This window comes from Alloscardovia theropitheci, assembly GCF_004332295.1.
GTDB classification, from domain to species: Bacteria; Actinomycetota; Actinomycetes; order Actinomycetales; family Bifidobacteriaceae; genus Alloscardovia; species Alloscardovia theropitheci.
This window is the reverse complement of record NZ_RXLP01000002.1, coordinates 122,207-139,580: the sequence shown is the minus strand read 5'-3', so window position 1 is coordinate 139,580 and position 17,374 is coordinate 122,207. Positions and strand designations below refer to the sequence as shown.

Genomic DNA, 17,374 nt, shown 5'->3' with positions numbered 1-17,374 from the left:
TGCTAATGTAACCATGAACTTTATTTGGGAAGAGCGACTAGCCCTGTCAGCGTCTAGTCGCTCTTTCATATTCTGATACAGAGCATCATGTATCACAACACGTGGTTTATTCGTAATCGTTCAATCCAAATGTTTCAAAATGTTTACGTAAATAATCGAGTGTAAGACTTTCAATCTTAGAAGTTACAAGCTCGTGAGGATTACCTGCTGCCATAATACGGCCGCCACGATTTCCGCCACGTGGGCCTAAATCAATGAGATAGTCGCTGTTCGTCATAATATCTAAATCATGTGTAATGATAACGACGGTCGCTCCGCGTTGTTTGAGCTGGTTCATGACATCAAGAAGAACCTGCACGTCGCGTGGGTGTAGTCCTATAGATGGTTCGTCAAATACAAACATAGTATGTAAACGATTACGATTAAGGTATTGAGCAAGTTTTAGACGTTGAGCCTCACCGCCAGATAAACTTGGCGTACTTTCACCAAGGTGAAGATATGCCAGTCCAATCTCCTTAAGCGTTTGTAGATCCTTAAGAATAGATGGAGTATCGGCAAATACTTTAATTGCATCATCGACAGATAGATTCAGAATATCGACAATGGAATATCCATTCCAAGTAATTTTTTGAATCTCTTTTTTATAGCGAGTTCCGTCACAAACTGGGCATGTCTCTTCCATATCTGGCAAGTATTGAATATCTAAAGTTATAGTTCCTTGACCGCCGCAGTTTGCACAAGCGCCTTCTTTATTATTGTATGAGAAATAGGAAATGCCGTATCCCGCACTTATCGATTGTGGTAAAGAAGCGTATAATTTTCGTAAATTCGTCATAATGGACGTGTACGTAGCTAATGTAGATCTGGTATTTTTCCCAACTGGCTTTGCGTCTATGCTCACAACATCTTTAATAGGCGTATCAAAAGTTGTTACCTGAGTAGGTAATTTTTCTTTATTTTTCTGAGCGAGAATAGCAGGAACAAGGCTTTCTAATATGAGGCTTGTTTTCCCTGCTCCTGAGAAGCCTGATATGGAGGTAATCTCTTGGCTTGGAATAGATACTGTAACATCATTCAGGTTAAAGAATTTAGAAACGTGCAGATCAGTTGGTTTCATGGTCTTCTTGGATGATATTTTCGTGTGCATAATATCAGCTTGACCACTTATATACGGTCCGATAAGGGAATGCTGATTATTCATCAAATCAGCTGGAGTTCCTTGTGCAATAACATATCCGCCCTTATCTCCAGCTTGCGGCCCCATTTCGATAATCCAGTCAGCATGGCTAATGATATTGACTTCATGATCGACGACGACTAGCGAATTACCTTGGCTAATGAGTTGGCGGAATATACGAATAAGTCCCTCAACATTGTCAGGATGAAGTCCGATAGATGGTTCATCAAGTACATAAAGCACGCCAGTAGTTTCTGTGCGAAGAGTGCGAGCTAGCTGGATACGTTGCAGCTCTCCTGTCGAGAGGGTGTTACCATTGCGAGATAGAGTGAGATAATCTAAGCCCAGATCGAGAAGTGGCTGTACAGTATCGGATAAATTCTTAAAGAGAAGTGTAGCCATATTAAGCATCTCGGATGGAAGTGATGCTTTAGTTTTTTCTTCCCAATCAGCGAGAGCTGATAAAGTCAAATCGTTCACCTGAGCAATATTGAAACCACCTGTAATTTGTGTGAGCAATTCTGGATTAAGTCTGGTTCCATGACAATGAGGACATTGAGAGAAATGGAAGAAAGAGTTAATTTTGGCTACAGCACGATCGCTTTTTACGGATTTTTGTGATGCGTATACTGCTTCATAAGCATTTTCATACAGAGTATTTTCCGTACTAAAAACACGACCCGTCGAGGTTGGGAAATCTACTGCAAGTTTTTGCTTTTTGCCATGGAGAACGATGTCCTTTTCCTTATCGGTCAGATCTTTAAAAGGAACATCTATTCGTACACCTAATTTTGCCGCAACTGTCGGCATAAAATTTCTACCAGGTAATCGCCATGAAGCTATTGCTCCATCAGCAAGGCTGAGATTTTCATCAGCGATAATTTTAGAAGGATCAAGTTCTTGAATTTGTCCTGTGCCATGGCATTGGGGGCATGCACCTGCTGAGTTAAAAGCAAAATCTTCGGCGGACTTAGCCATAAACTCTATGTGACAGATAGGGCATGAGATAATCCCCATTTTGTCGCCAGCAAGGTCCATAGCGTGTGCGATTTCTAAACTTGGTGAGATTTTATGACCATTCGGACAGACGGTTGACCCTAATCGAGAAAAAATGAGACGAACGACATTGAATGCTTCACTCATAGAACCTACTGTCGATCTTTCAGACGGCACTGTTGGGCGTTGACGTAATGCAATAGCAGATGGAATATGACGTATTTCATGTACTTGAGATTGCTTATTTTGATGAATGCGTCGACGCGTGTATGTGGATAGCGCATCAAGATAACGCCGAGAGCCCTCAGCGTATAGAATCCCCATTGCTAAAGAACTTTTACCCGATCCAGAGGGGCCAGAAATAGCTACAAATTTATGAAGGGGAATATTGACATCAATATTTTTGAGATTGTTTATATTGCCACCGCGTACTTCGATGAACTCTGGTGCTTTGTTTTCCATTTCTGATTCTTTCTGTTTGATAATCAGGTAAGAATGGTTTGAATTTAATATCTTAAATAAATTAGGGATTGACTAGACTAATTTATTCACAGTCAATCCCTGGTTTATCGCTTTTGGCTTATGCGTGAGAAATAGTATTTATTCTTCACACTAATTCTTATGTAAATCAGAATTTAATTCGATTCCGAGTTTTCCAGCTGCTCGAGATCGTGCTTCGATTGCGCCAGTAACAGAATTGCGAATAAATAAAACATTGTCTTTCCCGCTGAGATCAGCGCCTTTGACGACGTCTAGCGGAAGGCCAGCGGCAACACGTTCCTTATCGTACATGCTAATCTTTGTTCCCGCTGTTATATAAAGACCAGCCTCGACTACACAGTTATCGCCAAGAGAGATTCCGATTCCAGCATTTGCGCCGAGGAGCGAATGCTTACCAATAGATACGCGATGCTTTCCGCCTCCACTAAGCGTACCCATGATGGAAGCGCCGCCACCTATGTCGGAGCCATCTCCCACGACCACGCCTTGAGAAATGCGTCCTTCAACCATGGATACACCTAAAGTCCCAGCGTTAAAGTTGACAAAGCCTTCGTGCATAACGGTTGTGCCTTCAGATAGATATGCTCCGAGTCGGATACGGTCGGCATTACCAATGCGCACACCAGCTGGTACGACGTAATCAACCATGCGTGGGAACTTATCGATAGACAAAACATTAATGTCTGCCGCACTATGTCCACTAGATTGTGCATCGGCGAGTACATCGAGTTTACGAAGAGCGAAATTATGTACCGCAAAAGGACCGTAATTCGTCCATACGACGTTATTAAGAGCACCGAAAATACCCTCAAGATTTAAGGTATTAGGAGCTGCTAGACGCATAGACATAAGATGAAGACGCGCATAGGCATCTGCAGCATCGACAATTGGCTCGTCAACGCGAGAGATAGTGAATACTGCTCTGCGACGAATCCCTCTAGCATCAGCATGATCGCTAATCAGAGCTGCAAAATTGTGATTCTCGCGTTCAGCAGGAGCAGGCACTTCGTCAAGTAGACCCAATGTAAGCGTTGGATACCAGACATCTAAAGTATTTCCTTCTTCATCTACAGAAGCTAATCCCCAGCCCCAAGCTGCACGATTTGTCGACATAATTCCTCACTTCGTTTTTATACCAGGACCATAATGAGTGATAATCATTTGCGATTTATATGAGCTAAACAATGCTTACTCACGTTCTTTTAAGTTTATCGTAAGCGTGCTACGCTTCCATATAGTAGTCGCAAATATATTTGGTAAATCTCGAAAATGAATCTTATATAACTTTATATAAGTTTATATATCTTTTTTATTTTTATATAAGTTTATATAGGTTTATATAAGTCTATATATCTTAATCTCATCTACCGCACGCGCTTATTAGCGGTAAAATCTGACTAGATACTTTCATGAATGTAGTGACGGTATCCTACTAATAGTGCGCGCGGCTGTGTTCATCGTGTGTACAAAGTACATTTTGAATCTCTTCATGCTCACATTATCACCATAAAATTGCGCTAAATGTGCATAGGTTGTTAAGTCTGAGCAGAATAACTGAATAGACCGAATGGAAAGTGTAGTGTAGATAAACGTGGTAGATTATGACTTCTCACAGGATTTAAGCGAGGCACGAGCAAAGTACGAGACTATAGCTAAGGCAGTAGATCTCGATGCTTTGCGTACTCAGATTGCACAGCTTGAAAAGGAAGCGAGTGATCCTGCTCTGTGGGATGACACTGATAATGCTCAAAAGGTGACGTCGACTCTATCGGCTCGTCAAACTCAGTTAAGGAAGCTTGAAGAGGTTGCTCAACGTCTTGATGATATTGAAACTCTTTATGAATTAGGCGCTGAAGAAGACGATGAAGACTCAATGAATGAGGCAAAGTCGGATTTGGTTAGCACTCGCGAGGCATTGTCGGACATGGAAATTCAAACTCTTATGGATGGTGAATATGATGATCGTGCTGCTGTAGTTACTATACGCTCTGGTGCTGGTGGTGTTGATGCTGCGGACTGGGCGCAAATGCTTCTTCGTATGTATTTGCGGTATGCGGAACGTGCAGGCTTTACGGCCAAAGTTCTTGATACGTCCTATGCAGAAGAAGCTGGAATTAAATCGGCTACCTTCCAAGTTGATGGCGATTATGCATATGGCAAGCTGTCCGTTGAAGGCGGTACTCATCGGTTGGTTCGAATCTCGCCATTTGACAATCAAGGTCGTCGTCAAACGAGTTTCGCAGCAGTAGAAGTAATTCCGTTGGTAGAGGCAACTGATCATATAGAAGTGCCAGATTCAGATATCCGTATTGATACCTATATGTCTTCTGGTCCAGGAGGACAAGGTGTTAATACGACGTACTCAGCAGTTCGGTTAACTCACTTGCCGACGGGCATTGTTATTACTATGCAAGACGAGAGAAGTCAGATTCAAAATCGTGCAGCAGCTATGAGTATTCTTCAATCACGTTTACTTGTGCTCAAACATGAAGAAGAAGCTAAGACCCGTAAGGAGCTTGCTGGAGATATTAAGGCAAGCTGGGGTGATCAGATGCGTTCTTATGTGCTTCACCCATATCAAATGGTGAAAGATTTGCGCACGGGATACGAGACTTCGGATACTCAAGGAGTTTTCGATGGAGACTTGGATGCGTTTATTGACGCTGGAATTCGTTGGCGACATCAGCAACGCCGAGAAGCAGCGGAAGACTAACTGGAAATAAGGAATAGGGTTAAAGAAAATGGCTCTTATAGATCTTGAGAATGTCAGCAAAGTATATGACCGTGCAACGAGACCAGCGTTGGAAGAAGTTAATCTCCATATCAATCGTGGTGATTTCGTTTTCCTTGTCGGGGCAAGTGGTGCTGGTAAATCAACTTTATTGAGTTTACTTTTGCGCGAAGAGGAGATAAGTACCGGCAAAATTAGCGTAGCAGGAAATGATCTGCGTCGCATTTCTCACCGTCACATTCCTCATTATCGTCGAGGAATTGGCTTCATATTCCAGGATTATAAATTGTTGGAAAATATGACGGTATGGGAAAACGTTGCGTTCGCACTTGAAGTGATTGGTACCAAACGCTCAACTATTAAGTCTATCGTTCCACAAGTTTTGGAAGCAGTAGGATTAACAGGTAAAGAAAAGCGTATGCCACATGAACTCTCTGGTGGCGAAGCTCAGCGCGTCGCAATTGCTCGCGCATATGCAAACCATCCAGCAATTATTCTTGCTGATGAGCCTACAGGTAATCTTGATCCAACAACTTCTGTGGGAATTATGGAAGTGCTTGAAGCGATTAATCGCACGGGCACAACGATTGTTATGGCTACTCATAATGAGGAAATCGTTAATTCGATGCGAAAGCGTGTAGTTGAGCTTCATAATGGGCGAATCGTACGCGACGAAGAAAACGGTATGTATGATTCAGCGCTGTATTTCCCTGACGAAGAAGCGACGAATAAATCACGACTTGAACAAGCTGTGAGAACAGCCCGTGAGATTAATGATGTCCTCCCAGAATCACAACTATCTCAAGCAGGTACAAATACTGCTGATAAGGATATCGTGGAAGAAGCAGTTGACATGAGCAAGTTCATGCCAACTTCTGAATCGGCGAATGCAGCAAGTGATTCGTCATTAACTGTTGACGATCTTGAAGCAGAAGAAGGAGTAGCTCGACTTGCTCGAAATGTTCATTCAGGACGTACGGGTCGTTACGGGCAAGCATTCGCTTCAGCAGAGCAGACTCTGACATGGGGCACAGGATTAAACGCAGCATCGGATGATAATCAGGAAGCTTCTCAGTCCCAGCAGCCAGATGATGATAAAGAAAGTAACACAGATGATGAGGGTAAATCATCTGCATCAACTTCTACGCCGGCTACTGTTCCGGCTCCTCCAGCACCACCGGCACCTCCAGCGTTTCTTGTGCGCGACGAGGTAAATGAGAAATCGCGCGTTACTTCGCAAGACAATTCTGATGAAAAGGATGGTGAATAATATGCGATTGCGTTTCATCCTCTCACAAGCATGGTCTAATTTTAAGCGTAATGGAGCTATGGTAGTTTCTGTTACTTTGGTGACCTTTATCTCGTTCCTATTTATCGGGTCGGCAGCTCTTATGCAAACTCAGGTACAGCAGGCTAAAGGAGACTGGTATGGTCAAGTTGAAGTCGTGGTCTGGTTATGCCCAGATGGCACAAGTACTTCAGCGAATTGCGCTTCTGGAACTTCTCCAACAGATAATGAAGTAGACGCTATAGAAACTAAGATTCAAGATGAACTTGGTGATGTCGTATCAACGATTTCATACGTAAGCAAAGAAGACTTCTTCAATAATACTTTCGTCAAGCAGTATCCTGGCGGTATTTATGAGGGGCGTACTCTTACGGCTGCTGATATGCAAGCCTCCCTTCGTCTCAAGCTTAAGGATGCGAATAAGTATCAATTAGTTTCTGAGGTGTTGAGCGGAACTCAAGGTGTTGAACAGGTGCAAGACCAAAGAGAAATTTTCGAACCAGTATTTGCTGTGCTCAATCGCGGAACGGTGGTCGCAGGTGCACTTGCTGCAGTTATGATTATCGTCGCTGTTCTCTTGACAGGGACAACTATACGTATGAGTGCTGCAAGTCGTCGTAAAGAAACAGAAATTATGCGTTATGTGGGTGCATCGAATTGGACAATTCGTTTGCCATTCATTCTTGAAGGTGTATTTGCTTCGCTCATTGGCTCCTTGCTTGCTGTGGGTGCTCTCATGGCAATTATCAAGATATTTGTTACTGACTGGATCGCTAGAACGGTCACGTGGATGTCCTTCATTGATATGACCAGTGTGTTATGGCTTGCACCATGGATAATTTTAGGTGCTATCATCCTTTCTGTTATCGCATCGTCGATTTCACTAAGAAAGTACCTTCATGCTTAGCATTGACCAGTGAAACGACATATATTAAAGTAGATAAAATAGCGAAATAGTTCACCGAGATATTGCATTCTGAAGATTACAATTGAACTATTTACATAAATTGAGAAGATTTGAGGAATTCCTATGAAGGTAACGACGGCACGTGTGAGCAAGTCGATTAAGGCGACTATAGCCGCTAGTACTGTGGCCCTTTCACTGATTTCAGGAAGTATAGTGTCATGGTATATCTCGCCACTTGACGAAGCGCAAGCTGTGACACCGTATCAGACCTTGGCACAGCATCAGCAATCTCAGGCTCGCTTGAAAGCTCAGCTCGCTGGCGTTAATAGTCAGCTCGCCAAGCTCATTACTGATTTGGATGACTTAGTCAATAATCAAATTCCAGCAGCCGAAGATGCTGCGTCCCAAGCTCAAGATGCAGCTGCTGCAGCGGCTCAGCGTGCTCAAGAAGCTGCGGACCGTTTGACGGCAGCGCAGAGTGATAAGACCAATCTTGAACAGCAACTTGCAAATACTCAGGCAAGTAATAATGATGCAAAAGATAAGGTTGCAGCTCTTGCTCGTAATAGTTTCCATGGCTCGAACGCTTCTAAGACGATGAGCGTGGTTACAGGGTCGAAATCAACTTCTGATTTCATCCACTCCATGCAGTCCGATGCTGCGGTTAGCCGTGTAGAAGCAAAAACTGCTTCGGATTCGGCGACAGAGCTCAGTACAGGCAAGAATCGCGCTGATCGTTTAACTGCAATTGAACAACGAATTTCGACGCTTAAAGCTCAGGCTGATAACGAGTCAGCAGCCGCACAGCAAGCTTCCACGGATGCTCAAAATAAGGTTTCCTCTCTTAATACCTTGCGTAGCCAAGCTGATGAGAAATCTCAGCAGCTGAGTGCTCAGCAGGCAAGTCTTCAAACTGCTGAAGCTCAGGAAGCTGCAGCAGTAGTTCAAGCACAGGCACAGGTTGAAGAGTATAACCGTCAGCTTGCTGCTCAGGCAGCTGCGCAAGCGGCAGCTGCACGCCGAAATCGAACGACATCACAATATACAGGAAATAGAGGTTCGTCGTCTGCCAACTCTCCAGCACCAAGCTACTCTGCGCAGTATTCGGGTGATTACTCTGTTCCGGGAAACTGTGGGGCAACAGCGACATCCTGCTATGGTCACGCAACTGGGCGAACTGCTGTACTCGGCGGAGCTTATCCATGGAGTCAGTGCACATGGTATGCATACAATCGTCGTACAGCGCTTGGCTTACCAGTGGGATCATATATGGGCAATGGTATGCAGTGGGCAAATACTGCACGTCGTCTAGGGTACGTTGTTAATAACACTCCACACGTGGGAGCAGTAGTCGTATTCCAGCCGGGACAAGCTGGAGCGGATCGAACATACGGACACGTTGCTGTAGTAGAGCGTGTTAACTCGAATGGAACTATTCTTATTTCGGAATCAGGCTCTGGATATAACGGACGTGCAGGATGGCGAACCATTGGAAATGTGGGCGCATATCAGTACGTGCATTATTAAATCGAACAGGTAAATCGAGCATGTAAAGCGACCCAACGCAAATTATCTTAACGCGTCACTTTGAGGTGGCGCGTTTTGTGTACACTTAAAGCACGAAAGAAAACAAAAGGATATACATGGCTGCGAAGAAAACAAAAGACATGAGCAATGGTGTGGTAACGAACAATCGTAGAGCACGCCATGATTACACAATCGAAGACACCCTTGAAGCAGGTCTGGTTTTAACTGGTACAGAAGTTAAAAGCTTGCGTGAAGGACGTGCAAGCTTAACAGAATCATTTGTCTCTATTGATAAGCATGGGGAAATGTGGCTTGAGGGAGCGAATATCCCTGAGTATTTAAATGGCACATGGACAAATCACGCGCCGAAAAGGAAAAGGAAGCTTTTACTCCATGCTGTCCAAATAGAGAAGTTTTCGCGCGCCACACAAGCAAAAGGGTATACGATCATTCCACTGAGCTTGTACTTTAAGAATGGTCGTGCAAAAGTTGAAATTGCTCTCGCTAAGGGTAAGCATGAGTACGACAAGCGTCAAGCTTTACGTGAAGCTCAGGATAAGCGTGAAGCTCAGCGAGCCATGCGTTTGCATAATTTAGGATAACGCAAATTAATGCATGGGTAATTATGCAGTTTGCAACGCCGTTTTGTAAACGCTTAGCATAAGTATCGCTGTGCTCAAAGCAAAAGCCGAGGAGCTCTTATACAATAGAACGTTATGTGTGGAATTGTAGGTTATGTAACAGGTGGCACTGCATGCGGTAAGCCACTAGAAGTATGTCTTCAAGGTCTTGGACGTCTAGAATATCGTGGATACGATTCATCGGGTGTCGCGCTGAGTGCTCCTGGAATGGAAAAAGTTTCCTTCCGAAAAAAAGAAGGACGCCTCGAAAATTTGATTGACGATATCGCTGTTCATCCAATGCCACTTGCTACTGCAGGGATTGGTCATACGCGTTGGGCGACAAATGGTGCACCAAGTGATATCAACGCACATCCGCATATGAGTGGCAACGAAAAAGTAGCCGTTATTCATAATGGTATTATCGAAAATGCTCCTCAACTTAAGCAACAGCTGATTGATGAGGGCTATACCTTTGAATCATCAACAGATACAGAAATTGCTGCAAAATTATTGGGCAAAGTTGCTGAAGAAATCATTGCTCAAACAGGTGAACCAGATATTTTTGAAGCGCTTCGCCGTGTGGCACGTCAGCTCGAGGGGACATTTACTCTGCTGGCTACCGATTGCCGTCAACCACACGTAGTGGTTGGTGCACGTCATGATTCTCCACTTGTAGTGGGTCTTGGTGATGACGAGAATTTCTTGGGCTCTGATGTAGCAGCTTTCGTTGCATATACGACTGAAGCTTTGGAACTTGGACAAGACGAAGCAGTTGAAATTACACCGGATACGGTTAAAGTTACCGACTTTGACGGCAATCCTGTTGAGCTTCGTCCTTTTACTGTCGATTGGGATGCTTCGGCAGTAGAAAAAGGTGGCTGGGATTCCTTCATGAATAAGGAAATCCATGAGCAACCTCAAGCAGTCGCCGATACTTTGCTTGGTCGATTTAATCTCGACGGAGATTTAAACCTTGATGAGGTGCGCATTGATGAAGAAGTATTCCGCTCAATTGACAAGATAATTGTCATCGCATGCGGTACTGCAGCGTACGCTGGAATGGTCGCAAAGTATGCAATTGAACATTGGGTTCGTATTCCAGTTGAAGTTGAACTTGCTCATGAATTCCGTTATCGCGATCCAATTTTGAATTCACGTACTTTAGTAATCGCGATTTCTCAGTCCGGCGAAACTATGGATACATTGATGGCATTGCGTCACGCACGAGAACAAGGATCTCGAGTGCTTGCGATTTGCAATACTCAGGGATCGACAATTCCACGTGAATCTGATGCAGTTTTGTATACTCATGCGGGTCCTGAAATTGCTGTAGCGTCGACAAAAGCTTTTGTAGCTCAAATTATTGCCGCATATCTTATCGGCTTGTATCTTGCGCAGGTTAAGGGTGCAATGTACCGCGATGAAATTCGAGATATCGTTGATGATTTACGTGCTATGCCAGCAAAGATTCAGCGTGTGCTTGATACTCAAGCTGAAGCAGTTGAGAGCGCAGCTCAAGCTATGGTTGATGCGCAATCCTTCTTATTCTTAGGGCGTCACGTGGGTTATCCAGTGGCGATGGAAGGCGCGTTAAAGCTTAAAGAAATTGCTTATACCTTTACTGAGGGCTTTGCAGCAGGAGAACTTAAGCATGGTCCTATAGCGTTGGTTGATTCTGGTGAACCTGTTGTCGTTATCGTGCCACCAGCGCGTGGACGAAATGTCCTTCACTCTAAAGTTCTTTCTGCGATTGAAGAGGTTCGTGCACGTGGTGCATACACTATTGCTGTTGCAGAAGAAGGCGATGAAGATGTACGTGAATATGCGGATATTGTCTTCTGGCGTCCACAATGCCCGACATTGATGAGTCCTCTCGTCGACGTGATTCCATTGCAGCTACTTGCGATGGATATGGCAAAGCTTAAGGGGCTAGATATCGATAAGCCACGAAATCTCGCTAAGTCAGTAACTGTTGAATAGACTGCGAAAAGTCTGTCGAATAGTCTGTCGAATAATTATCGAAAACAGTAAAATAGAAATATGCTACTGACAAAAGAACACTTGCGCGGATTATTTCCTCTTCCGAAGGCCAACGATTCAAAGTATTCACGAGGAGTTGTGGGGCTATTTACGGGAACTGATGAATATCCTGGCGCAGGTGTTCTTTCTGTTTGTGCAGCAGCATCGTGCGGAGCGGGATACGTGCGAGCGAATATTCCTGCGCTGGCCCAGAATGCTGTGTTAGCACATCATCCTGAGGTCGTTCTCTCAGCGAGTGCAGAGAATCATGTTAATGCATGGGTTATTGGTTCCGGATTTGCTGGACTGTATGATGATGAGCGGAGCATGCAAATTCGCAATATTCTTCATACACTTGCTCAGTATGATGCATATGCGGTAGTAGATGCAGGAGCCTTAGAAACCTTTGCAACTCTTACAACTCTTGATGAAGATTGTCGCGCTCGATGTGTGATAACTCCTCATACTGGTGAAGCGCAACGTATCTGTAAAGTCCTTGGTAACGATATATCGCGAGAAGATATAGAAGCTGACCGAAAGTCTATTGCATCATGGTTAGCACGAAAATTACAGTGCACAGTTGTCTTAAAGGGATCGCCTACGATTGTAGCTGCGCATGATTTCGTCTCTCAGGAAGATATCGTGTATGAATGCCCTGTAGCAACTCATTGGCTTGCAACAGCGGGCACAGGTGATATTCTTGCTGGAATTATGGGAGCTTTTTTTGCACTTAATGCAAACGAAATAAGTGCTGCGCGACAAAAGCGTAACGATACGAATGGCATTGATTTTATGTCACGGGTAGTGGCTGGGGCAGTCGTTATTCATTCTTATGCAGGTGGAATTTCGTCCAATGATTTAGGCAGTACACAACAATGGCTAGGTACGAGCGACAAGGGTAGTAACGAATGTGACTGTCATGACAATGTAACTGCTCAAACCTATGGCCACAATATCGTTTTAATGGATATGATGTCCGCAATTCCAGAATCAATGATGGATCTTCGCATAGCGACATCAGAAAGGAATTAATGCCATTTCTGATGGAAAACTGCATGTGTAATGGATATTTCACAACACAATTTTGAAAAATGTGACATATGAATGGAGCAGACAACAAGTGTCAAGACGCCGTCATCGCAATCATCGGATACAACGTCCACATGCATTGGTGACTGATGAACCTGATATTCCGTTTGATTTGCCAGTAATTTATGAGGACGAACATATTATAGTTGTTGATAAACCTCATTTTCTTCCAACTATGCCACGCGGAATGTGGTATCGTTCTACCGCGTTAATGCGCCTGAGAGAGCTTTATGGGCAAGAGGACATCATCCCAGCACATCGCTTGGACCGGCTTACTGCGGGTATCGTCGTTTTTGTACGCGATAAAGATGTACGGGGTAAATACCAGTTACTTTTCCAAAATAAAAAGGCCATAAAAATTTACGAGTGCTTAGCTCCAATGGCGCCGGTGCATATTCGTCATCCGCATTATGGTACTACTCGCTGCCTGTCATCGCATCAGCCGGGAGGAGTTTTCCCGATAGAAAGGCGTTCGCGTATCGTTAAAGTCCATCATATCTTGCAAGCTTTTGAGGAGCCGGGCGAGGTGAATGCGCACACGATTATTGATTTATCAAGTCAACAAAGGGAAGATGTAGTACGTGCGGGATATCGTGCGTATACGCTTTATCCTCGTACAGGGAAAACTCACCAGCTGCGAGTTCATATGAACTCGTTAGGTTTGCCGATTAAAGGTGATGATTTCTATCCTGATATGAAGAAGCGGGAGTACGATGATTTCTCGGATCCTCTTCAGCTTATCGCTCGTTCACTGGAATTTGTAGATCCGTGTAGTGGGCAATTGCATCATTTTGAATCGCGTTACCAGCTCGATATATGATGAGAACGTCGATTAAGCGCGTCGGTTGAGAGCGTCTGATGAGAGAGTGCAGACGAAGTAACGAGCAGTTTACATGGCAGATATTTATCGATTTTTATCGTAAATAATTTTCATCCCCTTGAAAATTAAATCTGGATCATAAACATCAATAAAATCTGTATCGTGCTCAATGACTCGACCAAATCCACCCGTTGCGACGACTGTAAAGTCCTCACCAATTTCTTTTCTGCACTGCGTAATAAGCCTTTCTATTCCTCCGAGGAAGCCGTAGTATAGGCCAGTTTGAATCGCAGAATTTGTATTCTTAGAGAGAATCGTTGACGGGGTAGTAATTTCTACTTCAGGAAGCTGCGCGGTATTTCCTGCCAATGCACGCGCGGCGGTTTGCAAACCTGTTTGGATAACGCCCATAGTAATTGCGCCGTTTGAATCGACGTAATTGAAGGTTGTGGCCGTTCCCATGTCGATGACTAAGCATGGTGAACCATACAAATTGTAAGCAGCAACGCAATCGACGAGGCAATCAGCACCTAATGACTTTGGATCATCGATTCGCACTGCTATACCAGTTTTTACACCCGGACCAATGATGATGGGGGATTTGCCGAGGAATTTTTCAATTGAGCCGCGGAAAGAATGCATAACACTTGGCACTACTGAGCAAACTACGACATCTTCAACATCGCTTCGTTTATAACCGCTGAGACTTAAGAATTGTAATAAACTCATGCCATACTCATCACTTGTTCGAACACGAGAAGTTGTTAAACGATATGTGTGGGTAATTTCATCACCGTTCATAAAACCAATAACAATATTTGTATTCCCAATGTCTACGGCGACGAGCATAGCGGCCTCCCACAGTTTGAATTTCACGCTTGAATAAAAGTATCTAGAATTCAGTATACTGAATGCACACATGAAAACTCTACGAGCAACGACGTCACTAACGCGGGGACTTGAGGAGAGAAAAGTAATGACGAAAAAGCATAGGCAGCAGTCGCTGTCTGCGCAGCTTGCCAATTTACGCATGGACGTGGATTCAAGCGGTGCAGTGGATTCAAGCGACGCGAGTTTGGATGAAACGCTCAATCAGCAGCGTATAAAACGCTCATCTCGTGTACGCTCTATATGGTGGAGCGGTATCGCAAGCATTGTCAGTGTAATACTTGTGCTTGTGGCGTTAACGTTAGGCTATAACGTCTTAGGTGCCTCATCGGCGAGCGGAAGCGTAACAATCGGTTTGCAGCTTGCTCCCACAAATCTTGATATTCGAAATACCTCCGGTACCGCACTAGACCAGCTACTGATCGGCAACATATACGAGTCGCTCCTTACACGTACTACTGATAACACCGTTTCAGCGGGGATTGCTCAGTCCTGGGATGTGAGCGACGACCGACTCACATACACATTCCATCTCGCGGAAAACGTCACCTTTAGTAATGGTGATGCCCTAGATGCACATGATGTCGTATGGTCTATTAATACGATGATGAAAGAGGAGCTTCAAGGCTCTACACAGATAGAAGGATTTGAATCTGTGGAAGCTCCCGATGCGCATACAGTGGTTCTTAAACTAGTAGCGCCTTATTCTCAATTGCTGTGGAATTTATCAGGCCGAGCGGGAATTGTCCTTGATAAGGATGCTCGTTATGATGCTAAAACACAGGCAGTAGGCTCTGGGCCGTATGAGTTATCCAAGTATGAGCCAGGGTTTTATGCGACATTGAGTGCCCGTGATAATTACTGGGGAACTCATAAAGCTCAGACTAAGACAGTAACTGTTCGTTATTATCCCGAACCTCAAGCAGCTCTTAATGCTCTTACTTCTGGCGATGCACAGGTGATAGCGCCGATAAGTTCAACCTTGAGTAAGGCGATTGAGCATGATTCACGCTTTATTGTTAGAGCAGGGGAAGATACGGATAAGTATGTCCTTGCCTTTAATAATGCGAGTGGCCCTTTGACGAATAAGTCAATCCGGCAGGCAATTCGTTATGCTATTGATAATGAAGCAATTATCGCTTCACGAGGTGGTACGGATGCAGCACTCGGTGGTCCAATTCCAAGCTTGGATCCAGGATATGAAGATCTAACTCATGTTTATCCGACAGATATATCTAAGGCACGCTCGCTGATGCGCGAGCAAGGATATACTCAAGAAAAGCCTTTGAGCTTAAGTCTGACATACGCAAACACCTATCCTGCAGAAATTGGACAGCAGCTGGTAAGTCAACTTGCAAAAATTGGAATTCGTCTGACTGTTCATCGCGTAGAATTTGCAACATGGTTATCGACAGTATATAAAAACCGCGATTTTGATATATCTCTTGTCGATCACAATGAAAGCCATGATTTCTTCCAATGGGCAAATCCTCAGTATTACTATGGTTACGACAATAAACGCGTTCAAAGTTTGTACAGTCAAGCAATGCAAGCAAGCACTGATAAACAACGAGATGAACTCTTAGCTCAGGCGGCTCGGATAGTAAGTGAGGATGCTCCGGCTGATTGGCTATTCAATTATCGAGTGATGACTACATGGGATAGAAATGTTACGGGGTTCCCTGTCAATCTTAACCAGACCTGGATGCCACTATGGGAGGTGAGAGTGCGATGATGCAGACAGCAGGGGTAAAACAGACAATGCAGGCGAAGCAGACAGTGCAGGCGAAGCAGACAGTGCAGATGAACCAGCGGAATATAATTAAAACAATTCTTAGCAGAATTGCGCTTTTTGTGGTGATGCTATGGATCGTATCCTTAGTAATTTTCTTCGCCTTGAGAATTCTTCCTGGTGACGTGGCTGCAATTATTGCGGGGACAAATTCATCAGTTGAAAGGTATCGCAGTATTCGTACACAATTAGGTCTCGATAGACCTCTGATTGAGCAGTATGGCTCATGGCTATGGGATATTGTGCGCGGTAATTTAGGTACTTCCGTTATCACAGGTCAGGCGATGGGCGAACGTTTGACTGTGCGAGCTGCGGTAACTTTTCCGCTCATTATCATGAGTATGATTATCACCCTTGCTATGGGAATTCCTACTGCAGTATGGTCAGTGACATCACAGCATGCTTGGGTTCGTACTAGTTTGCGAGTGATGTCGCAAATTCTCGGAGCTATCCCTGCGCTGTGGGCAGGATTGCTACTCGTTATGATCTTTGGGAAGGGCAGTGGCTTTATCGGTATTCTACCAACTCAAGGATTCCCCGCTCAGCCGCTTAGTAGCGTATCAACTTTTCTTACTGCATGCGCTTCACTAATTTTACCGGCTGTCTCAGTGGGTATTATTACAGCGGCCCAAGTTATGCGCTATACTCGTTCCGCTCTGCTCGATGGTGAAAATGCGAATCATATAGCGTGGAGTATGACCGCAGGTATGACATATGCTCAGGCCGTCCGAACTACAGGACTTCGACTGGCGTTGCCCCAAATTATTTCCGTAGCAGGTGTCACATTTGCTTCTATGATCACCGGCGTTCTGACCGTTGAAACACTCTTTAATATCCCAGGTATAGCGACAATTTTGCTGTCGGATATGTCTGAGCGCGACCTTCCTGCAGTACAAACCGAGCTCCTGTTACTTGCAGCATTTTTCCTTCTGGTGGGACTTGTAATTGACATGCTTCAACGATTAATTGATCCGCGACTACGCGCGCAGCAGGCACATACGAATCAGTGAGAGAGG

General features: G+C 44.4%; 13 protein-coding genes. 10 read left to right on the top strand and 3 right to left on the bottom strand.

Annotated elements, in window-relative coordinates; all coding sequences use genetic code 11:
• Nucleotides 1-106 precede the first annotated feature (106 nt).
• Together EJ419_RS00950 and dapD are read right to left on the bottom strand one after the other, a co-directional pair.
• Nucleotides 107-2,635, bottom strand: coding sequence for an excinuclease ABC subunit UvrA (locus EJ419_RS00950; RefSeq protein ID WP_131283047.1), 2,529 nt, complete (start codon nt 2,633-2,635; stop codon nt 107-109).
• A gap of 150 nt (nt 2,636-2,785) precedes the next feature.
• Nucleotides 2,786-3,787 (bottom strand): 2,3,4,5-tetrahydropyridine-2,6-dicarboxylate N-succinyltransferase, encoded by a 1,002-nt coding sequence (dapD, locus tag EJ419_RS00945; protein ID WP_131283046.1) that lies wholly within the window; start codon nt 3,785-3,787, stop codon nt 2,786-2,788.
• Between the two features lie 478 nt (nt 3,788-4,265).
• On the opposite strand from dapD, the gene prfB reads away from it, so the two are divergent.
• The 8 genes from prfB to EJ419_RS00905 all read left to right on the top strand — a co-directional run bounded on the left by prfB (nt 4,266) and on the right by EJ419_RS00905 (nt 13,678).
• Nucleotides 4,266-5,387: a peptide chain release factor 2 gene (gene prfB / locus EJ419_RS00940; RefSeq protein ID WP_131283045.1), complete on the top strand. Its 1,122-nt coding sequence runs from the start codon at nt 4,266-4,268 to the stop codon at nt 5,385-5,387.
• A gap of 28 nt (nt 5,388-5,415) precedes the next feature.
• Complete coding sequence (ftsE, locus tag EJ419_RS00935) at nt 5,416-6,675, top strand: cell division ATP-binding protein FtsE (protein ID WP_131283044.1); 1,260 nt, start codon at nt 5,416-5,418, stop codon at nt 6,673-6,675.
• A 1-nt stretch (nt 6,676) separates the two neighbouring features.
• The gene (gene ftsX, locus EJ419_RS00930) at nt 6,677-7,600 is read left to right on the top strand and encodes a permease-like cell division protein FtsX (RefSeq protein ID WP_131283043.1); all 924 of its coding nucleotides are present in this window, start codon (nt 6,677-6,679) and stop codon (nt 7,598-7,600) included.
• A gap of 123 nt (nt 7,601-7,723) precedes the next feature.
• Entirely contained in the window at nt 7,724-9,127 is a 1,404-nt protein-coding gene (locus EJ419_RS00925; RefSeq protein ID WP_131283042.1) for a CHAP domain-containing protein, read from the top strand.
• 116 nt (nt 9,128-9,243) lie between these two features.
• Nucleotides 9,244-9,729, top strand: coding sequence for an SsrA-binding protein SmpB (gene smpB / locus EJ419_RS00920; protein ID WP_131283041.1), 486 nt, complete (start codon nt 9,244-9,246; stop codon nt 9,727-9,729).
• 114 nt (nt 9,730-9,843) lie between these two features.
• The gene (gene glmS, locus EJ419_RS00915; RefSeq protein WP_131283040.1) at nt 9,844-11,730 is read left to right on the top strand and encodes a glutamine--fructose-6-phosphate transaminase (isomerizing); all 1,887 of its coding nucleotides are present in this window, start codon (nt 9,844-9,846) and stop codon (nt 11,728-11,730) included.
• Between the two features lie 60 nt (nt 11,731-11,790).
• Nucleotides 11,791-12,801, top strand: coding sequence for an ADP-dependent NAD(P)H-hydrate dehydratase (locus EJ419_RS00910; RefSeq protein ID WP_131283039.1), 1,011 nt, complete (start codon nt 11,791-11,793; stop codon nt 12,799-12,801).
• 139 nt (nt 12,802-12,940) lie between these two features.
• Entirely contained in the window at nt 12,941-13,678 is a 738-nt protein-coding gene (locus EJ419_RS00905; protein WP_165496185.1) for a pseudouridine synthase, read from the top strand.
• 84 nt (nt 13,679-13,762) lie between these two features.
• Here EJ419_RS00905 and EJ419_RS00900 read toward each other — a convergent pair whose 3' ends face one another.
• Nucleotides 13,763-14,527, bottom strand: coding sequence for a type III pantothenate kinase (locus EJ419_RS00900; protein WP_131283037.1), 765 nt, complete (start codon nt 14,525-14,527; stop codon nt 13,763-13,765).
• A 127-nt stretch (nt 14,528-14,654) separates the two neighbouring features.
• Between EJ419_RS00900 and EJ419_RS00895 the strand changes: the two genes are divergently transcribed.
• On the top strand, nt 14,655-16,301 hold the full coding sequence (locus EJ419_RS00895) for an ABC transporter substrate-binding protein (RefSeq protein ID WP_205668791.1): 1,647 nt from the start codon (nt 14,655-14,657) through the stop codon (nt 16,299-16,301).
• Between the two features lie 86 nt (nt 16,302-16,387).
• A complete protein-coding gene (locus tag EJ419_RS00890) occupies nt 16,388-17,368 on the top strand; it encodes an ABC transporter permease subunit (protein ID WP_165496184.1) in 981 nt (326 codons plus the stop codon).
• Nucleotides 17,369-17,374: the final 6 nt, after the last annotated feature.